This window comes from Bordetella holmesii (assembly GCF_020735985.1).
GTDB classification, from domain to species: Bacteria; Pseudomonadota; Gammaproteobacteria; order Burkholderiales; family Burkholderiaceae_B; genus Bordetella; species Bordetella holmesii.
In genome coordinates, this window is the sequence record NZ_CP085973.1 from 2,751,947 (window position 1) to 2,776,356 (window position 24,410).

Genomic DNA, 24,410 nt, shown 5'->3' on the forward strand with positions numbered 1-24,410 from the left:
AGTACAAGCAGCCTGTCCGCCCGGTTCCTGCGACAATACGGATTACGTTCCGCGCAGAATCTCATGGCTCAAAACACGCTCATCTCCCTGACCAACGTCCAGCTGGCTTACGGCCACCACCCCTTGCTCGACCATGCCGACTTCGCCATCCAGGAAGGCGAACGCATCGGCCTGATCGGGCGCAACGGCGCCGGCAAATCCTCCCTGCTACGCCTGCTCGACGGCCGCAACCAGCCTGACGACGGCGATATCAGCCGCAGCTCCGGGCTGCGCGTGGTGACGGTCGAGCAGGAGCCCATCCTCGACGAAACCCGCAGCGTCTATGACGTGGTGTGCGACGAAGAAGCCAACCCCGAAGACTGGCAACGCCCGGCTCGTGTCCGCGCCACGCTGGAAAAGCTCGGCTTGCCCACCGATGCATTGATCGCCGGCCTGTCCGGCGGCACACGCAAGCGCGTCGCGCTGGCTCGTGCGCTGGTCGACCAGCCCGATTTGCTTCTGCTGGACGAGCCCACCAACCACCTGGATTTCGAAGGAATCGCCTGGCTCGAAGAACTCTTGCGCACCTGGAAAGGCGCCGCCGTCATCATCACTCACGACCGGCGTTTTCTGGATGCCATCGCCACCCGCATCGTCGAACTGGACCGCGGCCGCCTGTTGAGTTTCCCCGGCAATTTCAGCCAATGGCAGGAGCGCAAGGCGCAATGGCTGGAAGCCGAACGCCTGGAGCAGGCCCGTTTCGACAAGCTATTGGCGCAGGAAGAGGTCTGGATACGCAAAGGCGTCGAGGCACGGCGCACCCGCAATGAAGGCCGCGTGCGCCGGCTCGAACGTTTGCGCGTCGAGCGCGCCGACCGACGCGAGCGCATGGGCAACGTCAACCTGGCCGTTGCCCAAGGCCAGCGATCCGGCAAGATCGTCTCTGAACTACGCGACGTCAGCAAAACCTTCGGCGACAAAGCCGTGGTGCGCGATTACTCGACCACCATCCTGCGCGGCGACCGCATCGGCATCATCGGCCCCAACGGCGCAGGCAAGACCACGTTGCTCAAACTCATCCTGGGCCAATTGGCGCCCGACAGCGGCACGGTGCGTACCGGCACGAATGTCGAAGTCGCCTATTTCGACCAGATGCGCGCGCAGCTGGACGAAAATGCGGCGCTGGCCGACATCATCAACCCCGGCAGCGAATGGGTCGAAATCGGCGGCACGCGCAAGCACGTCATGAGCTACTTGGGCGACTTTCTGTTCTCGCCGGCGCGGGCGGGCTCGCCCGTGCGCAGTCTGTCAGGCGGCGAGCGCGCGCGCCTGCTGCTGGCACGGCTGTTCGCACGACCCGCCAACATCCTGGTGCTGGACGAACCCACCAACGACCTCGATATCGAAACGCTGGAGCTGCTCGAAGAGTTGCTGCAGGATTATGCCGGCACCGTCCTTCTGGTCAGCCACGACCGCGCCTTCCTGAACAACGTCGTGACCCAAACCATCGCCTACGAAGGTGATGGCCATTGGCGCGACTATGTCGGAGGATATGACGAGTGGATGCTGCAGCGCCCTGCGCCCGTGGCCAGCCAGATCGACAGCGCGCCGGCCACAGCGCCGGCTGCGCCAGCGCCGCGCGCCAAGCCGGCACGCTCGGCCAAGATCAGTTCCTGGGAGTTGCGCGAGCTCGAAGAACTCCCCGATGTGATCGCAGCCTTGGAAGCCGAGCAAGGGGCGCTGAGTGCCAAACTCGCTGATGGCAGCCTCTACAGGGAAGCGCCGGATGAGGTCGAGCGGATCCAGACAGAACTGGCTCGCATCGAAAAAGACCTCGAAGCCAAATTCTCGCGCTGGGAAGCGCTCGAAGAGCGGCGCGGCGCGGGCGCTTGACGCATCCCGCCCCTGGCCGGGCTGCGCTCAAGATGGCTCAGGCCTGCACACTCCAGTGCAGCGCCTCGCCCGCGGCCAGCGGTACGATCGAGGAATTGCCATAAGGCAATTCCTGCGGAATCGTGTACGCCTGGCGCACCAGAGTCAGCTTGCCCGAATTGCGCGGCAGGCCATAGAAGTCCGGGCCGTGATGGCTGGCGAAGCCTTCCAGCTTGTCCAGTGCTCCCGCGTTGTCGAATGCCGTGGCGTAGAGTTCCATCGCATGCAATGCGGTGTAACAGCCGGCGCAACCACAGGCATGCTCTTTCAGGCCCTTGGCGTGCGGCGCGCTGTCCGTACCCAGGAAAAAGCGCGGGCTGCCACTGGTGGCTGCCTCGACCAGGGCCTGACGATGCACTTCACGCTTGAGAATCGGCAGGCAATAGTAGTGCGGGCGCACTCCGCCTTGGAAGATCGCATTGCGGTTGTACAGCATGTGCTGGGGCGTGATCGTTGCCGCGATGGGGCCTTCGGCGTCGCGCACATACTCGGCGCCGTCCTTGGTGGTGATGTGCTCGAACACGACTTTCAGGCCCGGGTAGGCGCGGCGCAGCGGTCGCATGACGCGGTCGATGGAGACGGCCTCGCGGTCGAAGACATCGATAGCCGGATCCGTCACCTCGCCATGCACCAGCAGGGGCATGCCAGCTTTCTCCAGCGCCGCCAGAGCGGGGCCGCACTTGCCCAGCAAGTCCGTCACGCCCGCATCGGAATTGGTCGTCGCGCCGGCCGGATACAGCTTGACGGCAAACACCTGACCGCTCGCCTGGGCACGCTCGATTTCGGCAGCCGGCGTGTTGTCCGTCAAATACAGCGTCATCAAAGGCGTGAAGTCGACACCCTCGCCCAGGCTTGTGTTCAACGCGGTGAGGATGCGGTCGCGATAGGCCAGTGCCTGCTCGGTGGTGGTCACCGGCGGCTTGAGGTTGGGCATGATGATGGCGCGTGCGAACTGCCGCGCCGTATCGCCGACCACCGCTTCCAGGGCGGCACCATCGCGCAAATGCAGGTGCCAGTCGTCGGGGCGGGTAATCGTGAGTTGGGCTGGGTTGGACATGGTTGAGGGCCTTTAGTCGGCCAAGGGCATACCGAGCTCGGCCAGGGCAGCAAACCTCGCACTGCCCAGCGGAATGACGGCGTCATTGAAATCAAAATGGGAGTTGTGCAGCACGCAGCCCGATTCCGCCCCGCCTTGGCCAAGGCGGAAGTAGGCACCGGGCTTGGCTTGCAGCATAAACGAAAAATCCTCCGAGCCCATGGACGGGATCAGATCACGTACGACCTTCTCCTTGCCCACCATCTCGGTGGCGATGTCGGCCACCAGCGTGGCGTGCTGCGGCGTGTTCAGGGTCGCCGGATAGATGCGCTCGTAGTTGACCTCCGCTGTCGCGCCAAACGCGCCTGCAATCGCTGTGGCCAGTTCGCGCATGCGCGTCTCGACCATTTCCTGCACCGACTTGCGAAACGTACGGACGGTGCCGACCATCTTTGCTTCGCGCGGAATGACACTCATGGCGCCAGGGTGGCCGGCCTGCAGCGAGCCGATGGACACCACGGCAGAATCGAGCGGATTGACGTTGCGCGAAACGATAGTCTGCAACGCCGTGATGAGATGGCCCGCAACGGTCACGGGATCAATGGTCTGGTACGGATGTGCGCCGTGACCGCCGTGCCCGTTGATCACAATCTCGAAGCGATCGGCCGCCGCCATCATCGGCCCCGGATTGACGCCGACCGTCCCCGCAGGCAGCCCCGGCCAGTTGTGCAGGGCATAGATGGCGTCGCAGGGAAAGGTATCGAACAAGCCATCGTCAAGCATGGCCTTGGCGCCGCCCCGGCCCTCCTCGGCGGGCTGGAAGATCAGGACGGCCGTGCCGTCGAAATTGCGGCTTTGCGCCAGATAACGCGCCGCGCCGAGCAGAATCGCTGTGTGACCATCATGTCCGCAGCCATGCATCAAGCCAGGCTTGGTGGACTTGTAGTCGAACGCGTTATCCTCGGTCATGGGCAGCGCGTCCATGTCGGCGCGCAGGCCGATCATACGCCCACTATCGCAGCGCCTGCCGCGGATAACGCCCACCACCCCGGTCTTGCCTATCCCCCGGTGCACCTCTATCCCGAGCGCCTCCAGGGCGCCGGCAACAATGCCCGAAGTCCGCACCTCTTCGAACCCCAGTTCGGGGTGCGCGTGCAGATCGCGGCGCAGGGCCGTGAGTTCGTCATGGAAAAGCCGTATCGATTCAAGCGTGGAGCGTGCGTACATAGGACGTTACAGGAACCTGGCTAAGGGGTGTGTGTAGGCCGATTTTAGTTGCTACAGAGGATAAATGACTTTGTCTTTACCCAGTAGACACGTTATGCTGCGGCCCGCAGGACTTTTTTTCCAACTTTCAGAGAAGGAGCGCCGCATTATGGCCACACCCTCCAAAACCGCGACCCCGCGCAAACCGAATGCCGCGTTTATGAAGCCCCTGACTCCCAGCGCCGAGCTGGCCGCCGTCATCGGTTCGGAAGCCGTGCCGCGCACCGAGGTCACCAAGAAGATCTGGGACTACATCAAGAAGCACAACCTGCAAGACGCCAGCAACAAGCGCAACATCAACGCCGATGCCAAGCTGCTGCCCATCTTCGGCAAAGATCAGGTCACGATGTTCGAACTGACCAAACTGGTCAACGCTCACCTGAAGTAAGCACCAGGGTCGCGGGCGTACTCCGTACGTCCCTTCCTTGCTTGGCCGGCTCCCTGAGCCCGCCGACGCTGACCGGTAGTCGCCTGTCCTGCCTACCTGGCCATGCTGTCATGCATGATCTTTCCTGCTTGCCCTGACGCTTCATCTGCGCCTATGCGCACCCCGGGGCAGAATGCAAAAAAGCCGGCAGCAAGCCGGCTTTTCTGCAACGAGACGCTCAGGCGTAGCTCGACGGAGGGTTTCCCTCCAGCAACGCCAGCCATCCCCTGATCAAGCGATATAGCACCCAAACGACGGTGGCTATCATGCCGATCCAACCAATGTAGATCAGTGTCAGCACAAAGCTGATGGCCAGCCACAGCAGCGACCACCAGAAGGTGCGCAGCAACCAGTCAAAGTGCGAAGCATAGACCGTCCCTGCGGTGTCCGAGCGCTTCAAGTACATCAGCACCACGGCCGCCAGCGTTGCCACGCCAAGAATGCCGCCGGTCAGAAAACCCAACGCAAACAGGCCATAGGAAACATGCGCCAAGGTGCGCAGATCCAGGGGATGGGAACCCGGTAGGGGATTGGGAGATTCGCTCACGATCACTGCTCCATCGAATACATTCGCCCAATCTTACCGCACTATGCCGGAAGTTCCCGATGGGCGTTGTTATTTAGGTACGCACCAGAAAATAGCTCTTGCAGCATGGCTAGATGCGAGGGATTTTCATCACCGAGGCCGTGCCGCTGGATCTTTTGTCTCGCCCCGCCAGCGAATTCGCTGGTGCACAGCGCGTCAGCCCCTCGTGCGGCGATTTTGAAGAGATCTGACCTGCCCCCAGATTTAGTACGGCACCGACATAGAGCCCAGGGGTAAAAGACCTTCTTTCTGATGAGCCTGCACGAATTGCGCCGGCGTTAAATATCCGAGCGCGCTGTGAGGCCGATCGGTGTTGTACTCGACTCGCCAGTTTTCGATCAAGCTTTTAGCCTGTCGCAGGGACAAGAACCAGTGCTCGTTAAGGCATTCGTCGCGGAACTTGCCGTTGAAACTTTCGATATAAGCGTTCTCCACCGGCTTACCCGGCCGAATAAACGACAGCTTTACGCCTGCTTGGTAGGCCCAGGCGTCCAAGGCTCTTCCGGCGAACTCTGGCCCGTTGTCCACGGTAATAGATCGCGGCAGGCCACGCATCTCCGCCAGCCGTTGCAGCACCATGGCAACACGCAGTCCCGGCAACGACGTATCGACCTCGATGGCCAGGCATTCGCGAGTGTAGTCATCGACGATAGTCAAACAGCGGAATCGGCGGCCATAGGCTAGGCCGTCGGCCACAAAATCCATTGACCAACTCTGATTCGGCGCGATTGCCGCTGGGCGAACCACGCGCTCGGTCATTAATGTCCTGACCGCCTCGCGTTTGGCCTGCGGGCTGACTACTTTCGGCTTAGCAGATCCTGAAGCGCCGCCTTGTCCAGCATCGACTCGGCCAACAGCTTCTTGAGCTTGTTGTTCTCCTGCTCCAGCTCCTTGAGCCTCTGAGCGTCCGACACCGTCATGCCACCGAACTTCGCCTTCCAGTTGTAGTACGTTGCCTCGGAGATTCCGTGCTTGCGGCACAACTCTGCGGGCTTGGCACCTGCATCGGCTTCCTTGAGCACGCCGATGATTTGCTCTTCCGTAAATCGTTTCTTCATTGCCATTCCTTTGGGAACGGACTCTACATCGATTTCGTACTAATCACGGGGAGCAGGTCATACCGAGCGCGTAACCCAGGAAACAAGGGCCCGGCATGCGTCTTCGCCCGGCATGACTCCCGCTCGATCACGCGTCAGCAGAAAACACACCGCTTGCGCAACGCTCTAGAACGGCTAGCTGCGCAATGCTGCCCACAGTGGCGCCAGGCAGCGTTCCGGCATCGTCGAGTTGCACGAGCAGCGGCGCGTAGGCTTGCGCCCCAACCTTCTGTGCAGAAAGCCTCGCCTGCGTGGCGACGCTAGGGTCAGGCCAAGCCGCCATGCGTCAGGTCCGGCGTCAATCAAGCAAACGACAGGGACTGGCAAAGAGGCGTTGGCAGAGGGGGGAGGCAACCATGTCCGACATCGGGTCGAACATGTGGAGATCGCCTCACGGGTGTAAATGTTTTGCGCAAAACAAAACCCCGTAAGCGGATAGCTTACGGGGTTTTGAGGAATAAAAGCCTGACGATGACCTACTTTCACAGACGTACGTCCACTATCATCGGCGCGAAGGCGTTTCACTGTCCTGTTCGGGATGGGAAGGAGTGGGGCCACCTTGCTATGGTCGTCAGGCGTAACCGGCTAAGCGGTTGACGCGTTGTCAACGGCTTGAATTTGGAAGAAGCAGCAACTGAGGTTGCGTTGATGTATGTTCAGACGGCACTGGCGCGAACTGGCCAGCAATCGTATATGTAAGACTAAAGAGTTATAGGATCAAGCCGCACGGGCAATTAGTATCGGTTAGCTTAACGCATTACTGCGCTTCCACACCCGACCTATCAACGTCCTGGTCTTGAACGACCCTTTAGGGGGATCTAGTCCCCGGGATACCTAATCTTCAGACGAGTTTCCCGCTTAGATGCTTTCAGCGGTTATCTCTTCCGTACTTAGCTACCCGGCAATGCCATTGGCATGACAACCGGTACACCAGAGGTACGTCCACTCCGGTCCTCTCGTACTAGGAGCAGGCTCCGTCAAGTATCCAACGCCCACGGCAGATAGGGACCAAACTGTCTCACGACGTTTTAAACCCAGCTCACGTACCTCTTTAAATGGCGAACAGCCATACCCTTGGGACCGGCTACAGCCCCAGGATGAGATGAGCCGACATCGAGGTGCCAAACACCGCCGTCGATATGAACTCTTGGGCGGTATCAGCCTGTTATCCCCAGAGTACCTTTTATCCGTTGAGCGATGGCCCTTCCATTCAGAACCACCGGATCACTATGTCCTGCTTTCGCACCTGTTCGACTTGTCAGTCTCACAGTCAAGCACGCTTATGCCATTGCACTATCAGCACGATTTCCGACCGTACCTAGCGTACCTTCGAGCTCCTCCGTTACACTTTGGGAGGAGACCGCCCCAGTCAAACTGCCCACCATGCACTGTCCCCGATCCGGATAACGGACCAAGGTTAGAACCGCAAACAAACCAGGGTGGTATTTCAAGGTCGGCTCCCTCGAATCTAGCGACTCGAGCTCAGCGCCTCCCACCTATCCTACACAGGCCGGTTCACAGTCCAATGCAAAGCTACAGTAAAGGTTCATGGGGTCTTTCCGTCTAGCCGCGGGTAGATTGCATCATCACAAACACTTCAACTTCGCTGAGTCTCGGGAGGAGACAGTGTGGCCATCGTTACGCCATTCGTGCAGGTCGGAACTTACCCGACAAGGAATTTCGCTACCTTAGGACCGTTATAGTTACGGCCGCCGTTTACCGGGGCTTCGATCAAGAGCTTGCACCCCATCACTTAACCTTCCGGCACCGGGCAGGCGTCACACCCTATACGTCGACTTTCGTCTTTGCAGAGTGCTGTGTTTTTAATAAACAGTCGCAGCCACCGATTCTCTGCGACCCCATCATGCTCAGCGCGCAGGCGCCTCACACTACCGGGGCATACCTTCTCCCGAAGTTACGGTATTAATTTGCCGAGTTCCTTCTCCCGAGTTCTCTCAAGCGCCTTGGAATATTCATCCCGTCCACCTGTGTCGGTTTGCGGTACGGTCTCGTACAGCTGAAGCTTAGAGGCTTTTCTTGGAACCACTTCCAATCACTTCGCGAGACATGCTCGCTCGAGCCACACCCTTGATTTACGCGCCCGGATTTGCCTAAGCGCCATCTTCAATGCAGCAACAGGGACATCCAACACCCTGATGATCTTCCGCGATCCGTCCCCCCATCGCACTGTACGACGGTGCTGGAATATTAACCAGCTTCCCATCAGCTACGCATCTCTGCCTCGCCTTAGGGGCCGACTCACCCTGCGCCGATGAACGTTGCGCAGGAAACCTTGGACTTACGGCGAGGGGGCTTTTCACCCCCTTTATCGCTACTCATGTCAGCATTCGCACTTCTGATACCTCCAGCAGCCTTCACAAGCCACCTTCGCAGGCTTACAGAACGCTCTCCTACCGCGTGTACATAGTACACACCCGCAGCTTCGGTTTATCGCTTAGCCCCGTTACATCTTCCGCGCAGGACGACTCGATCAGTGAGCTATTACGCTTTCTTTAAAGGGTGGCTGCTTCTAAGCCAACCTCCTGACTGTCTATGCCTTCCCACTTCGTTTCCCACTTAGCGATAATTCGGGACCTTAGCTGGCGGTCTGGGTTGTTTCCCTCTTGAGTCCGGACGTTAGCACCCGGTGCTCTGTCTCCCAAGCTGTACTTGCAGGTATTCGGAGTTTGCCATGGTTTGGTAAGTCGCCATGACCCCCTAGCCATAACAGTGCTCTACCCCCTGCAGTAATACTTGAGGCACTACCTAAATAGTTTTCGGAGAGAACCAGCTATTTCCAGATTTGTTTAGCCTTTCACCCCTATCCACAGCTCATCCCCTAGTTTTTCAACACTAGTGGGTTCGGTCCTCCAGCACGTGTTACCGTGCCTTCAACCTGGCCATGGGTAGATCATCTGGTTTCGGGTCTACACCCAGCGACTGGACGCCCTATTCGGACTCGCTTTCGCTACGCCTTCCCTATTCGGTTAAGCTCGCCACTGAATGTAAGTCGCTGACCCATTATACAAAAGGTACGCCGTCACCCCATAAAGAGGCTCCGACTGTTTGTATGCATACGGTTTCAGGATCTATTTCACTCCCCTTCCGGGGTTCTTTTCGCCTTTCCCTCACGGTACTGGTTCACTATCGGTCGATCACGAGTATTTAGCCTTGGAGGATGGTCCCCCCATCTTCAGACAGGATTTCACGTGTCCCGCCCTACTTCTCTTACGCCTAGTTCCACACTCTGCATTTCGTCTACAGGGCTATCACCTGCTACGGCCGGACTTTCCATTCCGTTCGACTATGCAAAATGCTAAATCGTAAAGGCTCTTCCGATTTCGCTCGCCACTACTTTCGGAATCTCGGTTGATTTCTTTTCCTCGAGCTACTGAGATGTTTCAGTTCACCCGGTTCGCCTCCACTGGCCTATGTATTCAGCCAGGGATACCGCTTGCGCGGTGGGTTTCCCCATTCGGATATCTGCGGATCAATGCTTGTTTGCCAGCTCCCCGCAGCTTTTCGCAGGCTACTACGTCCTTCATCGCCTGTGATCGCCAAGGCATCCACCATATGCACTTAGTCGCTTGATCCTATAACACTAAAGTCTTATAGGTGCTGTTCATTCGTGCTTGTGCCGTTCATAAGTTCAAAGCATCTGACCAAACGCTTGCGCGCCCAGCCAGTTCTTGAGACTTGGAACAAAATCATGCAATCACAACCCGTATCCGTCCTCATCGACTCGCGCCGACTACTAAACGAACACTTTACGTTGTGTTTCTTCCAAATTGTTAAAGAACATATATAGCTGTCGGGCCAAAACCCAACGCTTAACACTGACTCGCAGCACTAAGCGTTGCTCTCTCGCCTTCTGGTCTCGCCCCACACCCATCCTCTGGACAGGCTTTGGTGGAGGTGAACGGGATCGAACCGATGACATCCTGCTTGCAAAGCAGGCGCTCTCCCAGCTGAGCTACACCCCCATTTCCCTCTCAGGAAACCTTGGTGGGTCTGGTTGGATTCGAACCAACGACCCCCGCCTTATCAAGACGGTGCTCTAACCGACTGAGCTACAGACCCGCGAAACCTTTCTCTCTCGGATCAGCAGCCACCGATCCAGCAGCTATATAACAACAACCGATAAGCGTGGACACTTGACACGAGCACTCAAGCTCTTAAAGGAGGTGATCCAGCCGCACCTTCCGATACGGCTACCTTGTTACGACTTCACCCCAGTCATGAATCCTACCGTGGTAATCGCCCCCCTTGCGGTTAGGCTAACTACTTCTGGTAAAACCCACTCCCATGGTGTGACGGGCGGTGTGTACAAGACCCGGGAACGTATTCACCGCGACATGCTGATCCGCGATTACTAGCGATTCCGACTTCACGCAGTCGAGTTGCAGACTGCGATCCGGACTACGACCGGGTTTCTGGGATTGGCTCCCCCTCGCGGGTTGGCAACCCTCTGTCCCGACCATTGTATGACGTGTGAAGCCCTACCCATAAGGGCCATGAGGACTTGACGTCATCCCCACCTTCCTCCGGTTTGTCACCGGCAGTCTCATTAGAGTGCCCTTTCGTAGCAACTAATGACAAGGGTTGCGCTCGTTGCGGGACTTAACCCAACATCTCACGACACGAGCTGACGACAGCCATGCAGCACCTGTGTTCCGGTTCTCTTGCGAGCACTCCCAAATCTCTTCGGGATTCCAGACATGTCAAGGGTAGGTAAGGTTTTTCGCGTTGCATCGAATTAATCCACATCATCCACCGCTTGTGCGGGTCCCCGTCAATTCCTTTGAGTTTTAATCTTGCGACCGTACTCCCCAGGCGGTCAACTTCACGCGTTAGCTGCGCTACCAAGGCCCGAAGGCCCCAACAGCTAGTTGACATCGTTTAGGGCGTGGACTACCAGGGTATCTAATCCTGTTTGCTCCCCACACTTTCGGGCATGAGCGTCAGTGTTATCCCAGGAGGCTGCCTTCGCCATCGGTGTTCCTCCGCATATCTACGCATTTCACTGCTACACGCGGAATTCCACCTCCCTCTGACACACTCTAGCTCGGTAGTTAAAAATGCAGTTCCAAGGTTAAGCCCTGGGATTTCACATCTTTCTTTCCGAACCGCCTGCGCACGCTTTACGCCCAGTAATTCCGATTAACGCTTGCACCCTACGTATTACCGCGGCTGCTGGCACGTAGTTAGCCGGTGCTTATTCTGCAGGTACCGTCAGTTGCACAGGATATTAGCCCGTGCCGTTTCTTTCCTGCCAAAAGTGCTTTACAACCCGAAGGCCTTCATCGCACACGCGGGATGGCTGGATCAGGGTTGCCCCCATTGTCCAAAATTCCCCACTGCTGCCTCCCGTAGGAGTCTGGGCCGTGTCTCAGTCCCAGTGTGACTGGTCGTCCTCTCAAACCAGCTACGGATCGTCGCCTTGGTAGGCCGTTACCCCACCAACTAGCTAATCCGATATCGGCCGCTCCAATAGTGCGAGGCCCGAAGGTCCCCCGCTTTCCCCCGTAGGGCGTATGCGGTATTAGCCACGCTTTCGCGTAGTTATCCCCCGCTACCGGGCACGTTCCGATACATTACTCACCCGTTCGCCACTCGCCACCAGGCCGAAGCCCCGTGCTGCCGTCCGACTTGCATGTGTAAAGCATCCCGCCAGCGTTCAATCTGAGCCAGGATCAAACTCTTCAGTTTAATCTCTGTGTTGCGCCATCAGTGTTACCCAATGACGACTTTCGCTTGCTCAAAGGAAGTGAGGGATAGTTTCGAAAAACTATTCCTTACTTCATATATGAGCACTTGATAGTTTCGCTTCCCGACCAGGCTGAAACCCAGTCGTTGCGCACTCACATCAAGTGCCCACACTTATCGGTTGTTTAATTGTTAAAGAGCGGTACTGCCAAACTGCTTCGCTTGCCTGCCAACGTCGTGCAACTTACAGCGCCTTGCCTTGCTGTCGTCGCTGCATCGTTGTCAGCAGCAGAGAAACGAGATTATGAAGAAGTTTTTTAAGTTTGTCAACTCGGCTTCGCTTTTTTCGCGACGCTCGCAAAATTTCTTCTGCTCACGTTTGCCTTGCCAACTCACCACCTCCTCAGAGACTCGCGCCCCCGGGATCACCCCTCGGCAACCCTGCTTAGCAACTAGCGAAGCGTCCTGCGCCTTTCAGTGCAGATCAGGATTAACCCTGACGTTTCGTTAACTGCCAAGCCCGAAACTATAACACAACTTTTGCAGATCATGCAACCGAAGCCGCTTTATTTCTACACCGTCGTGCAACACTGGAATCCCGGCCGGCTCTTCGCCTAATCCTCACTCCCCGTGTTCGAAATCACTTCCCGCTTCCTGCGCCCCGCTCATGCGGCAATCGCCTCGGAAACCGAAAAACCAATCTCGCTTCGGTCCTCACTACACCGACTGCGTTGCATCTGCGTTGCTGTCTGTGCTGCGAGGGGGCGAACTATAGCATAGAAAAAAATCGTGTGTCACGGCTTTGACACCTTTTTTATAAAAAACCTGTTTTTTGTGCCGTGACCACGGGCCTTACGCCCCCGATTTTTTGTCCCCCCTCTATATAGAGGGGCCGCTACAGTCGCTACAGAGCCAATATTAGACGTGCAGCTCGGTCGTTTCCTTGACCTGTTGCAAGGCAAAGAAGGATTTCATGTCGACTACCGCAGGGTGCAGCATGAGTGTATCCATGGCAAATCGAGAGAAGTGCGCCAGATCCTGCACCTGGACACGCAACAGATAGTCCATGTCGCCCGACATGGCATAGCACTCTACGACCTCCGGCCAGAGCAGCACATCGCGATGAAAGTCAGCCATCGACGCGTGACTGCCGCCCACATGCTTGTTCAAGCGTATGGTTACGTAGGCCAGCAGCCCCAGGCCGACTTTGTCGGCATCCACCAGCGCTGCATATCGCTTTATGTACCCCTGTTCTTCCAGTCGACGCACACGGCGCAGGCAGGGGCTGGGAGAGAGAGACACCCGGTCGGCCAGCTCCTGGTTGCTTAAGCTCCCGTCGCGCTGCAGCTCGGTCAGAATTCGCCGATCTGTCCTATCAAGTCCGTTTTCGGACATATTTGTCCCCTAAATCCACATACAGAGCTATTGTATTGCGCATGGTATGGGTATTGGCGCTATTTTTGCAATCGCCTGCCGCCGCAAATGCCTAGAATTTTGGGTTTCGCACACCAACAACGAGACAAGGACGCGCAGCCATGACTACGCCATTCCAGCCCTGGGACAACCCCATGGGAACCGCCGGTTTTGAGTTCATCGAATACACCGCCCCCGATCCCGTGGCGCTGCGCAAAGTGTTCGAACTGCTGGGCTTCAAGGCAATTGCCAAGCACCGCCACAAGGATGTGACGCTTTACCGTCAAGGCGGCATCAACTTCCTGATCAATGCCGAGCCCGATTCGTTTGCGCAACGCTTCGCCCGCCTGCATGGGCCGTCTATCTGTGCCATCGGCTTTCGCGTGGACGATGCCGCGCGCGCGTACAAACGTGCCCTGGAACTCGGCGCCTGGGGGTTCGATTCGCACAGCGGCCCCATGGAGCTGAACATTCCCGCCATCAAAGGCATCGGCGACTCGCTCATCTACCTGGTCGACCGCTGGCGCGGCAAGACGGGGCACGGCGGCATCGGTGACATCAGCATCTACGACGTCGACTTCGTCCCGCTGGACCCGGCCAATGCCCAGGATGACTTGACCTACGCCGGCGCCGGCCTGACGCTGGTCGATCACCTGACCCACAATGTGCACAAAGGCCGCATGGCCGAGTGGGCAGAGTTCTACGAGCGCTTGTTCAATTTCCGCGAAGTACGTTACTTCGATATCGAGGGCAAGGTCACAGGTGTGAAGTCCAAGGCCATGACCTCGCCTTGCGGCAACATCCGCATCCCCATCAACGAAGAGGGGACCGAAGAAAAAGGCCAGATCCAGGAGTATCTGGACCTCTATCGCGGCGAGGGTATCCAGCACATTGCGATGGCCACGAACAATATCTACGAAACCATCGAGGCGCTGCGCAACAACGGCGTCGTCTTTCTCGACACGCCCGAAACCTATTACGAACTGCTCGATCGTCGCTTGCCGCAACACGGCGAAAACGTGGAAAGACTGCAGAAGAACCGAATTCTTCTCGACGGAGCACCCGGCGGCGGGCTGCTGCTACAGATCTTCACGGAGAACCAGATCGGCCCGATCTTCTTCGAGATCATCCAGCGCAAGGGCAATGATGGATTCGGCGAAGGCAACTTCAAGGCTTTGTTCGAGTCGATCGAGCTCGATCAGATGCGCCGCGGCGTAGTCAAATCGGCCGACTGACCGCGGCACGGCCGAGAAAAAACAAAGCCCCGATTGGGGCTTTGTTTTTTAGGCATCCGTCTCAGCGTTTGAGGCGATCGTGAAACTGCTTGCGAAATTTCGCGACTTTGGGCGCGATCACGAACTGGCAATAGCCCTGTTCGGGATGCAGCTCGAAGTAATCACGATGGTAGTCTTCAGCCGGCCAGAAGCGGGTCGGGGCAAGCAAGCGGGTGACGACTGGCGCATCGTAGATGTGCGCAGCATCGACCTCGGCGATGACAGCCTGAGCCTGCTCGCGCTGCGCTTCGGTTTGCCAGAATATCGCCGACTCATATTGAGGGCCGACATCGTTGCCTTGACGGCCCGGCGTGGTCGGATCATGGGTAGCGAAGAAGACCCGCAGCAGATCGGCATAGCTCAACTCGGCTGGATCGAATTGCACCTCGGCAACTTCGATGTGACCGGTATTCTTATTGCACACCTGTTGATAGCTGGGATTGTCGACGTGGCCGCCCGCATATCCCGGCCGCACGCTGACGACGCCACGCAAGTCTTTCAACACCGCTTCGACGCACCAAAAGCAGCCACCGCCAAGCACTGCGATTTCGAGGCCGGGACGAGCAGAGGATTCGGACATGATGATTTCCTAGAGATCAGGGTTTCTTCGCCGGGGTCAGGGACAGCACCCATTGGGCCAACTGCCTGGCCTCTTCGGGCGAAACGTGGGATTGCGCAGGCATGGGGACAGCGCCCCAGGCACCCCGCCCGCCCATACGGATCTTGTTGGCCAAATAGTCGATAGCTTCAGGGTGCCCGGCATAACGCTCGGCCACGCTGTTCAACGGTGGGCCCACACGCTTGCTGTCGACCTGGTGACAGGCCATACAGGCCTTGCTCCTGGCGAGTTCAAGACCTGTGGTCTGCGCTTGAGCCACGGACGTCAGCAGCAAAACCGCGCCGCCCACAACCAGCTTGAGATTCAAAGACATAATACGGACTTCCGCTACACAGGGCGCACGCCAGACCGCCCCCTACTGCAAGGATGGTAACCGAGTTTTCCAAGAGGAACGATTCCCTTCACAAGTCTGTCCGTCCAACTATTCCTGCTCGCCAGGAACATGACAGGCACGCCGGTTATCATCGACTAAATTTTCTCACAGACCTCTCATGCTTCAAGCACCTCAATTCGACCCCGTCGCCCTGCGTCTGGGTCCGCTCGCGATTCACTGGTATGGCCTGATGTATTTGCTGGCGTTCGCGCTGGTCTACCTGTTGGGCCGCTATCGCATCAATCGCGGCCAAGGCGGCAACCTGACCGCCAAGGATCTCGAAGACCTGATTTTCTACAGCGTCTTGGGCGTGGTATTGGGCGGCCGCCTGGGTTATGTGCTGTTTTACAAACCCGGCTATTACCTGAGCCACCCGCTGGAGATCGCCTTCCTGTGGGAGGGAGGGATGTCATTTCACGGCGGCCTGATCGGCGTCATCCTGGTGATGCTGCTGTTCGCTCGTAAAAAAGGGGTGAGCTTTTTCACGATCAGCGATTTCATCGCTCCGCTTATCCCCCTGGGGCTGGGCGCCGGACGCATGGGTAATTTCATCAACGGCGAACTCTGGGGCCGGCCTTCGACGGTCTCCTGGGCAATGGTTTTTCCACAATCGGGCGACAGCCTGCCCCGCCACCCTTCGCAGTTGTACGAACTCGGGCTCGAGGGTTTGGTACTGTTTGTGATTCTGTGGTGGTTTTCGAGCAAACCACGCCCTACCGGCCAGGTTAGTGCGCTGTTCTTGATGGGGTACGGCGCCTTCCGGTTTTTGGTGGAATTTACCCGCGAACCGGACAACTTCCTGGGCCTGCTGGCCGGCGGCATGAGCATGGGGCAATGGCTGTCATTGCCTATGTTCCTGGCCGGCCTGGCAGTGTTTGTCTTTACTGCAAAACGATCGTCCCGCCAACCGTGACGCTGACGGTCACCTCGCCGGCCTCCAGGGGTACGCCCGGAGCCGGCGCGGCCGCCGCATCAGCCTTGGCCATCTGCGCCGACATCATGCGCGGCATGGGGGCCGAAGCGCCTCCGCCTCCGCCCAGCTCCAGTTTGGCCAGCCGATAACCGGAAAAGCCAAAAGCGTTGGCCGGCGCCAGCGCGCGCTCCTTGAAGGCCTGAGCTGCCTGGCCCAGCAGCTTGCGTTCCTCGGATTCGCGCCCCTCGCGCGACAGGAAGAATGCAATATTCGAGATTGCCGTCTTGTCCGCCAGTTTGGCGGCCAGTGCCGAGGCGGCCTCGAAATCCTTGGACTCCAGCACCACCTCGCCCTGCCCCCTCCAACTGACGATCTTCCCCTTGGGGTTGGTGTTGGGCCAGACGTTGTAGCCGCCAGAGCGCACCTCGATATTTTTGGCGCCTCGGGCGCGCTTGACGACCTCATCCAGCGCGGCGGTCAAGCGCTTGCCCGTCGCGGCCTGGTCATTGCCCTCTACCTCGACCGACAGGCTGATGCGCACCGTGTCCTGCCTGACCTCGGCCGAGGCCGAGGCCTGCAAGCTGAGTTCGGGCGCGGTGCTGCGCGCGGCTGCCTCGGACGCGGCCGGGGTCGAGGTTTGCGCAAAACTTGGCGATGCGCCGGACAACGCCACAGCGGCGCAGCAGGCGGCCGCGATTCGGGTGAGCGACAACGCAAAGGATCGGTGCATGAGGAAACCCGTAAGGTGGGTGGGAAGGCAGGCCCGGGCGAATCCGGCCCCGGGGCAGGCCCTCGCTTCGAGGCGAAGCAGGCCTGCCGGGATAGATGCCCCGCGTGTGCCGTCTAGGCCGGCATCTCGAACCCTTAGGTTCAAGGTGGTCGCGATCCGAAGAGCATCGGGTTCGTCAACAAGTGACGATCACTCCAGCTCAACACTCCCGCAACCATTATGCCGATAGCATCGGTTCAGAGAATGTATGGCCAAGTCACGAGCACCGCAGGGACAAACTGACAACGCAGCGTCCAGGGGACATCAACTACGTTTAAATAAGCTTTTCCTGGCCCGACAGTGCGCCATCGAGCAACAGGTTCATTTCTTCGATTCTACGCTTGAAGTCGCCAACTGCCAAACCTCCAAGCGGGCCGTCGGGGGCCTTCATGGCGAGCAGCTCCCCGGCAATCTGCAAGGCAGCCATGACGGCGATGCGTTCATTGCTGGAAATTTTCCCGGTGCCCTGGATGCGCAGCATGAGGTGATCCACATGACGCACCGCGGCAAGCAGCACGGGTTTTTCTTCGGCCGAGCACGCGAGTGAATAGTCGCGGCCCAGGATAGAGACATCTAGGCGTTCCATCAGGCTTGTTCTCCCGCTGCGGCGCCAGGAAGGCGCGCCAGTACCGCGTCGATGCGCTCGCGCGCCGATGAGGCGGCCAGGCGCAGACGCTGCACCTCGGCATCACGCGCGGCCAGCGCGTGTTGCATCTGGCGTTCGTGCTCGCCTATCCGGGCCTCGAGCGCGAGGCGGTCGGCGGACTCGCGCGCCAGTTGCTCACGCAGCGCGGCTTCGGCCTGTTGGGATTCGGCCTTGCAAAGGTCGAGCGCGCCGCTGTGGTCGCGCATCTGTTCTTTGAGGGCCTGGAGTTCGGCTTCGCGGTCGGCGCAGCGCTGTTTGAGCGCGCGCGCTTCCGCATCGCTGTCGTTGAGACGAATACGCAACGCATCACGCTCGGCGTGCAGTTGCCGGGTGCGTTGCACCAATTGCCCAATTCGGGCGGCGAGTTGATCGAGGTCTTGCAGCATGGGCACTATCGTAAACCATCCGGAACCGATTCGGGCCTCTTCACGCAAGCTGAGAAAACCGGCAATATTCAGTACCACCTGAAAGCTTTTTGTCAGATGCCTGTCGCGGCCCGCAAGAAAGGCCACCCTCGCAGCAGCCCCCGGATGGCTTTCGCGAAACTTTCTTCAAGCTTTCATTTAGCTTTCAAAACGCCTTCAAACTGACGCCGCGGTTACAGAATAGACCCGGATCATCCCCTATTTGTGCCAAAACTGCGGGAAAACCCCAGTGATTCTGGCGCAAGCCAGGGTTTGCATGCGTGATCCCCTCCATTACCATTCGGCCTTCAAAAAAGCGCAATCTCGCTTTCAACAAAAGCGCTGAAAGCTTTCAACAACAACGAATGGCACCCCCTAGTGCCTTTTTTGTGCCCGCCAGCAGTGGCCAACACCGTAGCGGGCTTGCACCAATCTACACGCTGTAAAACAGGAGCCAACCAATCATGCAGCTACGCAATCGACAGGATTTCTGGTCGGGGGTGATGTTCATCATCTTCGGGCTGGGATTCTCCTGGCAGGCCAGCAGCTACCAAATGGGTACTGCGGCCCGCATGGGACCGGGGTACTTCCCCTTCTGGCTGGGACTCGTCCTTGCCTTGCTGGGCGCGATCGTTCTGATCGGCTCGCTTTCCAAGAAGGCCACCGAAACACACGTAGACCGTTTCGATTGGCGCATCGTATTTCTGGTCATTGGCTCCGTCATCGTCTATGCCCTGGTGCTCAAGCTCCTGGGCGTCTACATCGCCGTCTTTCTGCTGGTTGTGCTCAGCAGCCTGGCAAGCCATGAGTTCAGTCTCAAGGTCGCGTTGGCCAACGGCGTTTTCCTGGTGGTGTTCACGTACCTGGCCTTCATCAAGGGTCTGGGCCTGATCTTCCCGCTGTGGCCGTCGTTTATCTAAGGCTAGAGGAGAACACTCGCCATGGAATTGCTTGACAACCTCCTGCTGGGTTTTTCGGTGGCCATCAGCCCCGAGAATCTGGCCTATGCCCTGCTGGGCTGCATTCTGGGTACGCTGATCGGCGTGCTCCCCGGTATTGGCCCGGTTCCGACCATCGCCATGCTGCTGCCCATCACTTACGTGCTGCCGCCGGTTGCCGGCCTGATCATGCTGGCCGGGATTTATTACGGCGCTCAGTATGGCGGTTCGACGACGGCCATTCTGGTAGCCCTGCCCGGTGAGACATCCGCGGTGGTGACCGTGCTGGATGGCCACCAGATGGCCCGTAACGGCCGAGCTGGCTCCGCGCTTGCCATCGCCGCGCTGGGTTCGTTCTTCGCCGGCTGCGTGGCAACCCTGCTGCTGGCTGCCTTCGCGCCCCCGCTGGCCGAAGTGGCTTTCAAGTTCGGCCCTGCCGAGTACTTCTCGCTGATGGTGCTGGGTCTGGTCGGCGCTGTCGTGCTGGCTTCGGGCTCCTTGCCCAAGGCCATCGCCATGATCATTCTCGGCCTGCTGCTGGGCATGGTCGGCACCGACGTGAACTCGGGCGTCGCACGTTTCGACTTCGGCGTTCCCGAACTGCAAGACGGCATTGACTTCGCCATCGTGGCCATGGGCGTGTTCGGTTTCTCCGAAATCATGAACAACCTCGAGCAGAAGGAAAACCGCGTCGACATCACCGACAAGATTGGCTCCCTGTACCCGAACAAGCAGGAATTCAAGGAAGCGGCTCCCGCTGTACTTCGCGGTACTGCATTGGGCTCGGCGCTTGGCATTCTGCCTGGCGGTGGTGCCGTGCTGTCGTCGTTCGCCTCCTACACGCTCGAAAAGAAGATCTCGAAGAATCCCGAGCGCTTCGGCAAGGGTCATCCGGCCGGCCTGGCAGGCCCGGAGTCGGCCAACAACGCGGCAGCTCAGACTTCCTTCATCCCGCTGCTGACCCTGGGCATCCCGGGCAACGCCGTGATGGCGCTGATGGTTGGCGCCATGACCATCCACAACATCCAGCCGGGTCCGCAGGTCATGTCCAGCCACCCCGAGCTGTTCTGGGGCCTGATCGCCTCGATGTGGATCGGCAACCTGATGCTGGTGATTCTGAACCTGCCTCTGATCGGCTTGTGGGTCAAGTTGTTGAAGGTGCCTTACCGCGTCCTCTTCCCGGCCATTCTGGTGTTCTGCACCATCGGCGTGTATTCGTTGAACTACAACAGCTTTGACATCTTCATGACGGCCGCTTTCGGTGTCGTGGGTTATGTCTGGTCCAAGTTGAAGTGCGAAGGTGCACCGCTGCTGCTGGGTTTGGTGCTGGGCCCCATGATGGAAGAAAACTTCCGTCGCGCCCTGCTGCTGTCGCGTGGCGACTTCTCGACCTTTATCACCCGCCCGCTGTCGGCCTCGCTGCTGGCCCTGGCCCTGGCTCTGGTGGTGGTGGTCGCGCTGCCCGCGATCCGCAAAAAACGCGAAGAGACCTTCGTCGAAGAAGATTAAGCAATCCTTTTGCGAGCAACGTCAACCGGGCCCTTGGGCCCGGTTTTTTTTTGGTTCATCGAGGAATACCGGGGAATGCAGACCGGATCTTGAGGAAGAAGTACTCCTGATCGCGGTAGCCGTAGGCGCGGCGCTTGATGACTTTGATGGTGTTGTTGATGCCCTCGACGATGCTGGTGTTGAGCCGGTGGCGACAGCGAGACAGAATCCCGTGCAGATAGGCTTTTAGCTTGAGCGCGAAGTGAGCCAAGGCGGCGATGCCGCTGCCCCGAGCCTGTTGCAGCCAGTGATCCCATGCCTGGCGGGCGTAGCCGGGGTGTTGGTAGAACCACAGCTGTTTGAGCTCATCGCGCATCAGATAAGCGGTGAGCAAGGGCTGGTTGGCCTGGAGCAACTCGTCCAACTTTACCGATTGGCACGGATCGAGGTTTTTGCGATTGCGCAGCAGTAGCCAGCGACTGGACTTGATCACCCGGCGGGCCGGCTTGTCGTGCCGCAACTGGTTCGCTTGGTCTACACGCACCCGGTCTATCACTTCACGGCCGTACTTGGCCACGACGTGGAACAGGTCGTAGACGATCTCGGCGTTGGGGCAGTTGGCCTGGATCTCCAGCTCATAGGCCGTCGTCATGTCGATCGCTACGGCCCGGATCTGCTGGGCAACCCCAGTTGGCAGTTGTTCGAAGAAGGCTCTGGCCGTCTCGCGCGAGCGGCCATCACCGATCCATAGCACCTGACGGCGGATCGGATCGACAACGACCGTGGCATAACGATGGCCCTTGTGTAGAGCGAACTCGTCCATCGCTAGGTAGTGGATCTGGCTCCAGTCCGGCTCTTGGATCGCCCGTCGCAGCAGGGCCTTGTCCAGCGCCTTGACCGTGTGCCAACCCAGTTGGAAGAAGCGCGCCACGGCCAGAATGTTGCTGGACTCAAGCAACTGGCTGACCGCCTCGGCCAGCCGGTCGGTCACTCGCTGGTAACGGCCCAGCCAGCTCAGCCTCTCCAGATGCGGTCCACCGCACTGCTCGCACCAGACCCGCCGACGCGGCACTACCAGCGTCACTCGCAGCGCCATTAGCGGCAGATCCCGCACCCGGCGCGTGGTCGTCTCATGCACCTGCCGACATCGGTTGCCGCAGTGCTCGCAGTGCATCGTTCGCGCTGAAGGCTTCAGGTAAATCGTGACCGTCCGGCTCTCACCTTCAGGCCACACGACCCGCTCCACCCGATAACCTTCCCACCCACCCAACCTCTCGATCGTCTTGCGGTCCAGCATGATCCCGGCCTTGATCCTTGAAAAATCAAGGATCAAGCGTAACGGCAATCAAGCACGGCTCCACGCTATTCCGCGATGAACCTTTTTTTTCGCCGGTGCCGCGCGCGCCCGACAGCCTGCCCAGATCCCCCTCGCCGCAGGCGAACGATTGCGGTAAGTTAACGGATTCGCTGTCTCACACTCACCGGGAACATCAGGCATGGCAAGCATCGGCTCCAAAACCTATGACAACGTCGCGGCCAAGAAGGTCGCCTTCCTCGGGCTCGGCGTCATGGGCCTTCCCATGGCAGGCCATCTTGCCAAGGCCGGACACGACGTAACGGTCTACAACCGCAGCGCCGCCAAGGCCCAGGCCTGGGTGCAGGAGTTCGGCGGCAAATCTGCCCCAACGCCTCGCGACGCCGCAAAGGGCGCAGACATCGTGTTTGCCTGCGTGGGCAATGACGACGACTTGCGCAGCGTGGTGCTGGGCGAAGAAGGTGCCTTTGCCGGCATGACCAAGGCGTCGACATTTGTCGACCACACGACCGCTTCGGCGGATGTGGCGCGTGAGTTGTATGCGCGCGCCAAGGAGCTTGGACTGAATTTCGTCGACGCCCCCGTCTCGGGCGGCCAAGCCGGTGCGGTCAACGGCGTGCTCACCATTATGTGCGGCGGTGAGGCGCCCATATTCGATGCCGTCAAGCCTGTGGCCGCCGCTTATGGGCGCGCGGTCACTCTGGTGGGCGCGCCCGGCGCGGGGCAACTGGCCAAAATGGTCAATCAGATTTGCATCGCGGGGGTCGTACAGGGGCTTTCGGAAGCCATCGCCTTTGGTCAGGCTGCGGACCTGGACATGAAGGTCGTGCTCGACGTCATCAGCAAAGGCGCCGCGCAGAGCTGGCAGATGGAAAACCGTGGCGGCACCATGGTCGACGACAAGTTCGATTTCGGTTTTGCGGTGGACTGGATGCGCAAAGACCTGGGCCTGGTGCTGACGGAGGCCCGCAACAATGGTGCCCGCCTGCCGCTGACGGCCCTGGTCGATCAGTTCTACGGTGATGTTCAGAAAAAAGGCGGCGGCCGCTGGGATACCTCCAGCCTCATCACCCGCCTGCGCGACTGAACGCCCAACGGAAGCGATGACCACGACGAGGGCAGCAAGCCCTCGTTTTTTTTTCCCCACCCTCTGGCGGGGCGGTGCCCGCCTGCGCGCCGAAACGGGGCTTCATCTGTGCCGTGAACCGGCCTATGATGAAGCAGGTGTTCCCTCACAGAACGAACATGCAAGACCTCAACGACCTCTTTTATTTTTCTCAAGTCGTCGACCAGGGCGGCTTCAGCGCGGCGGCGCGGGTCCTCGATCTGCCCAAATCGCGCTTGTCGCGGCGTATTTCTCAGCTGGAAGAACGCTTGGGTGTGCGGCTGTTGCAGCGTACGACGCGGCGCCTGCGTCTGACCACGGCAGGCGAACGCTATCTGCATTACTGCCGCGAGATGACCTCGGCGGCACGCGCGGCCGATGAAGCCATGCGGCAAATGCAGACGCAGCCGGCGGGCCCGGTGATCGTAAGCTGTCCGATCTCCATTGCGCAGCAGTTGCTCGCCCCCTTGTTGCCCGAATTTCTGGATACCTGGCCCGAGGTATCCATTCAAATGCTGGCGACGAACCGGTGGGTCGACCTGATCAGCGAAGGTGTCGACCTGGCGCTGCGCGTGCGCACCAAGCTGGATACCGATGCCGAACTGGTGGTGCGGCAACTGGGCGCGGCCACCAGCACACTGGTGGCCAGTCCGGCTTACTTGCAGCGTCACGGTACCCCGGAGTCGCCCGAAGCCTTGGTCCAGCACAACACACTCAGCTTCAACGACCCGCAAACCGAAGTCATCTGGTCGTTGCACGATGGTCAAGGCCAAGAACGCGCCATCACGGTGGCCCCCCGCCTTTGCTGCAATGATTTCATCGTGCTTACCGAGGCTGCCGTCCGGGGACGCGGGGTGGCGCTGCTGCCTTCGGCGGCCACGGAGGCGGAGTTACGCCGGGGCGAACTGGTGCCGGTGCTGCCGGACTGGCGCTCGCCCGAAGGCATCGTGCATTGCATCTACCCCTCGCGGCGCGGAATGATTCCGGCCGTGCGGGCCTTTCTTGACTTCCTGTTCGAACGCCTGCCACCGAGCTATGAGCGCATGGGATTGAAGCCCGTGAGCCGCTAGCGCAGGCAAAAAAAGGTTCATCGCGGAATAGCGTGGAGCCGTGCTTGATTGCCG

At 59.2% G+C, this 24,410-nt stretch carries 18 protein-coding genes, 2 tRNA genes, 3 rRNA genes, 1 other RNA gene and 1 pseudogene; 8 read left to right on the top strand and 17 right to left on the bottom strand.

Features of this window, described 5'->3' with window-relative positions:
• Window positions 1-63: 63 nt before the first annotated feature.
• Window positions 64-1,872: an ATP-binding cassette domain-containing protein gene (locus LK440_RS13165; protein WP_005011919.1), complete on the top strand. Its 1,809-nt coding sequence runs from the start codon at window positions 64-66 to the stop codon at window positions 1,870-1,872.
• Window positions 1,873-1,909: 37 nt separating this feature from the next.
• Here the strand turns inward: LK440_RS13165 and pyrC are convergent, their stop codons facing one another.
• Window positions 1,910-2,968, bottom strand: coding sequence for a dihydroorotase (gene pyrC / locus LK440_RS13170; protein WP_005011918.1), 1,059 nt, complete (start codon window positions 2,966-2,968; stop codon window positions 1,910-1,912).
• A 12-nt stretch (window positions 2,969-2,980) separates the two neighbouring features.
• Window positions 2,981-4,174, bottom strand: coding sequence for a M20 aminoacylase family protein (locus LK440_RS13175; RefSeq protein WP_005011916.1), 1,194 nt, complete (start codon window positions 4,172-4,174; stop codon window positions 2,981-2,983).
• 148 nt (window positions 4,175-4,322) lie between these two features.
• On the opposite strand from LK440_RS13175, the gene LK440_RS13180 reads away from it, so the two are divergent.
• Window positions 4,323-4,601 carry an SWIB/MDM2 domain-containing protein gene (locus LK440_RS13180; protein ID WP_005011912.1) on the top strand — a complete coding sequence of 93 codons (279 nt, stop codon included), beginning with the start codon at window positions 4,323-4,325 and terminating at the stop codon, window positions 4,599-4,601.
• Between the two features lie 217 nt (window positions 4,602-4,818).
• Here the strand turns inward: LK440_RS13180 and LK440_RS13185 are convergent, their stop codons facing one another.
• From LK440_RS13185 to LK440_RS13220, 8 genes and pseudogenes are all read right to left on the bottom strand, one after another.
• Window positions 4,819-5,193 (bottom strand): DUF4870 family protein, encoded by a 375-nt coding sequence (locus LK440_RS13185; protein WP_005011909.1) that lies wholly within the window; start codon window positions 5,191-5,193, stop codon window positions 4,819-4,821.
• Between the two features lie 237 nt (window positions 5,194-5,430).
• Window positions 5,431-6,284, bottom strand: a pseudogene (locus LK440_RS13190) (IS3 family transposase).
• Window positions 6,285-6,786: 502 nt separating this feature from the next.
• Window positions 6,787-6,899: ribosomal RNA gene (gene rrf, locus LK440_RS13195) — 5S ribosomal RNA — on the bottom strand.
• A gap of 137 nt (window positions 6,900-7,036) precedes the next feature.
• Window positions 7,037-9,916, bottom strand: a 23S ribosomal RNA gene (locus LK440_RS13200).
• Window positions 9,917-10,230: 314 nt separating this feature from the next.
• Window positions 10,231-10,306: transfer RNA gene (locus LK440_RS13205), tRNA-Ala, on the bottom strand.
• Window positions 10,307-10,326: 20 nt separating this feature from the next.
• A tRNA-Ile gene (locus LK440_RS13210) sits at window positions 10,327-10,403 on the bottom strand.
• A 97-nt stretch (window positions 10,404-10,500) separates the two neighbouring features.
• A 16S ribosomal RNA gene (locus LK440_RS13215) occupies window positions 10,501-12,032 on the bottom strand.
• The 16S, 23S and 5S rRNA genes sit together here with 2 tRNA genes alongside, the layout of an rRNA operon.
• Before the next feature lie 915 nt (window positions 12,033-12,947).
• Window positions 12,948-13,424 carry an Lrp/AsnC family transcriptional regulator gene (locus tag LK440_RS13220; protein ID WP_005018783.1) on the bottom strand — a complete coding sequence of 159 codons (477 nt, stop codon included), beginning with the start codon at window positions 13,422-13,424 and terminating at the stop codon, window positions 12,948-12,950.
• 140 nt (window positions 13,425-13,564) lie between these two features.
• Between LK440_RS13220 and hppD the strand changes: the two genes are divergently transcribed.
• On the top strand, window positions 13,565-14,677 hold the full coding sequence (gene hppD / locus LK440_RS13225) for a 4-hydroxyphenylpyruvate dioxygenase (RefSeq protein ID WP_005018766.1): 1,113 nt from the start codon (window positions 13,565-13,567) through the stop codon (window positions 14,675-14,677).
• A 61-nt stretch (window positions 14,678-14,738) separates the two neighbouring features.
• Here the strand turns inward: hppD and msrA are convergent, their stop codons facing one another.
• Both msrA and LK440_RS13235 read right to left on the bottom strand, forming a co-directional pair.
• Window positions 14,739-15,296 (bottom strand): peptide-methionine (S)-S-oxide reductase MsrA, encoded by a 558-nt coding sequence (msrA, locus tag LK440_RS13230; protein WP_005018764.1) that lies wholly within the window; start codon window positions 15,294-15,296, stop codon window positions 14,739-14,741.
• A gap of 16 nt (window positions 15,297-15,312) precedes the next feature.
• Window positions 15,313-15,648 carry a c-type cytochrome gene (locus LK440_RS13235; protein WP_005018762.1) on the bottom strand — a complete coding sequence of 112 codons (336 nt, stop codon included), beginning with the start codon at window positions 15,646-15,648 and terminating at the stop codon, window positions 15,313-15,315.
• Between the two features lie 178 nt (window positions 15,649-15,826).
• On the opposite strand from LK440_RS13235, the gene lgt reads away from it, so the two are divergent.
• Window positions 15,827-16,621, top strand: coding sequence for a prolipoprotein diacylglyceryl transferase (gene lgt, locus LK440_RS13240; RefSeq protein ID WP_005018757.1), 795 nt, complete (start codon window positions 15,827-15,829; stop codon window positions 16,619-16,621).
• On the opposite strand, the gene LK440_RS13245 is transcribed toward lgt, so the two are convergent.
• The 4 genes from LK440_RS13245 to LK440_RS13260 all read right to left on the bottom strand — a co-directional run bounded on the left by LK440_RS13245 (window position 16,590) and on the right by LK440_RS13260 (window position 18,422).
• Entirely contained in the window at window positions 16,590-17,351 is a 762-nt protein-coding gene (locus LK440_RS13245) for an SIMPL domain-containing protein (protein WP_005018754.1), read from the bottom strand. The genes lgt and LK440_RS13245 overlap by 32 nt on opposite strands.
• A 93-nt stretch (window positions 17,352-17,444) precedes the next feature.
• Window positions 17,445-17,628: non-coding RNA, 6S RNA (gene ssrS / locus LK440_RS13250), on the bottom strand.
• A 36-nt stretch (window positions 17,629-17,664) separates the two neighbouring features.
• Window positions 17,665-17,976 (bottom strand): cell division protein ZapA, encoded by a 312-nt coding sequence (locus LK440_RS13255; RefSeq protein ID WP_005018752.1) that lies wholly within the window; start codon window positions 17,974-17,976, stop codon window positions 17,665-17,667.
• Window positions 17,976-18,422: a hypothetical protein gene (locus tag LK440_RS13260; protein WP_025341334.1), complete on the bottom strand. Its 447-nt coding sequence runs from the start codon at window positions 18,420-18,422 to the stop codon at window positions 17,976-17,978. Before LK440_RS13260 ends, LK440_RS13255 begins: the two co-directional genes overlap by 1 nt.
• 482 nt (window positions 18,423-18,904) lie before the next feature.
• Between LK440_RS13260 and LK440_RS13265 the strand changes: the two genes are divergently transcribed.
• Window positions 18,905-19,360, top strand: a complete 456-nt coding sequence (locus tag LK440_RS13265; protein WP_005018747.1) for a tripartite tricarboxylate transporter TctB family protein — start codon at window positions 18,905-18,907, stop codon at window positions 19,358-19,360.
• Window positions 19,361-19,381: 21 nt separating this feature from the next.
• Complete coding sequence (locus LK440_RS13270; protein ID WP_005018744.1) at window positions 19,382-20,887, top strand: tripartite tricarboxylate transporter permease; 1,506 nt, start codon at window positions 19,382-19,384, stop codon at window positions 20,885-20,887.
• A gap of 55 nt (window positions 20,888-20,942) precedes the next feature.
• Here LK440_RS13270 and LK440_RS13275 read toward each other — a convergent pair whose 3' ends face one another.
• Window positions 20,943-22,163, bottom strand: coding sequence for an ISL3 family transposase (locus LK440_RS13275; protein ID WP_005012861.1), 1,221 nt, complete (start codon window positions 22,161-22,163; stop codon window positions 20,943-20,945).
• A gap of 199 nt (window positions 22,164-22,362) precedes the next feature.
• Between LK440_RS13275 and LK440_RS13280 the strand changes: the two genes are divergently transcribed.
• Together LK440_RS13280 and LK440_RS13285 are read left to right on the top strand one after the other, a co-directional pair.
• Window positions 22,363-23,268: an NAD(P)-dependent oxidoreductase gene (locus LK440_RS13280; protein WP_005018740.1), complete on the top strand. Its 906-nt coding sequence runs from the start codon at window positions 22,363-22,365 to the stop codon at window positions 23,266-23,268.
• A gap of 158 nt (window positions 23,269-23,426) precedes the next feature.
• Window positions 23,427-24,356 carry a LysR family transcriptional regulator gene (locus LK440_RS13285; protein ID WP_005018738.1) on the top strand — a complete coding sequence of 310 codons (930 nt, stop codon included), beginning with the start codon at window positions 23,427-23,429 and terminating at the stop codon, window positions 24,354-24,356.
• Window positions 24,357-24,410 lie beyond the last annotated feature (54 nt).

Bases quoted from the DNA above. Each gene is read 5' to 3' on its own strand.
- LK440_RS13180 (WP_005011912.1), top strand. From the start codon at position 4,323: ATGGCCACACCCTCCAAAACCGCGACCCCGCGCAAACCGAATGCCGCG.
- LK440_RS13275 (WP_005012861.1), bottom strand. From the start codon at position 22,163: ATGCTGGACCGCAAGACGATCGAGAGGTTGGGTGGGTGGGAAGGTTAT.
- LK440_RS13175 (WP_005011916.1), bottom strand. From the start codon at position 4,174: ATGTACGCACGCTCCACGCTTGAATCGATACGGCTTTTCCATGACGAA.
- LK440_RS13270 (WP_005018744.1), top strand. From the start codon at position 19,382: ATGGAATTGCTTGACAACCTCCTGCTGGGTTTTTCGGTGGCCATCAGC.
- LK440_RS13165 (WP_005011919.1), top strand. From the start codon at position 64: ATGGCTCAAAACACGCTCATCTCCCTGACCAACGTCCAGCTGGCTTAC.
- LK440_RS13235 (WP_005018762.1), bottom strand. From the start codon at position 15,648: ATGTCTTTGAATCTCAAGCTGGTTGTGGGCGGCGCGGTTTTGCTGCTG.
- pyrC (WP_005011918.1), bottom strand. From the start codon at position 2,968: ATGTCCAACCCAGCCCAACTCACGATTACCCGCCCCGACGACTGGCAC.
- LK440_RS13245 (WP_005018754.1), bottom strand. From the start codon at position 17,351: ATGCACCGATCCTTTGCGTTGTCGCTCACCCGAATCGCGGCCGCCTGC.
- LK440_RS13260 (WP_025341334.1), bottom strand. From the start codon at position 18,422: ATGCTGCAAGACCTCGATCAACTCGCCGCCCGAATTGGGCAATTGGTG.
- hppD (WP_005018766.1), top strand. From the start codon at position 13,565: ATGACTACGCCATTCCAGCCCTGGGACAACCCCATGGGAACCGCCGGT.
- LK440_RS13280 (WP_005018740.1), top strand. From the start codon at position 22,363: ATGGCAAGCATCGGCTCCAAAACCTATGACAACGTCGCGGCCAAGAAG.
- msrA (WP_005018764.1), bottom strand. From the start codon at position 15,296: ATGTCCGAATCCTCTGCTCGTCCCGGCCTCGAAATCGCAGTGCTTGGC.
- LK440_RS13255 (WP_005018752.1), bottom strand. From the start codon at position 17,976: ATGGAACGCCTAGATGTCTCTATCCTGGGCCGCGACTATTCACTCGCG.
- LK440_RS13265 (WP_005018747.1), top strand. From the start codon at position 18,905: ATGCAGCTACGCAATCGACAGGATTTCTGGTCGGGGGTGATGTTCATC.
- lgt (WP_005018757.1), top strand. From the start codon at position 15,827: ATGCTTCAAGCACCTCAATTCGACCCCGTCGCCCTGCGTCTGGGTCCG.
- LK440_RS13285 (WP_005018738.1), top strand. From the start codon at position 23,427: ATGCAAGACCTCAACGACCTCTTTTATTTTTCTCAAGTCGTCGACCAG.
- LK440_RS13220 (WP_005018783.1), bottom strand. From the start codon at position 13,424: ATGTCCGAAAACGGACTTGATAGGACAGATCGGCGAATTCTGACCGAG.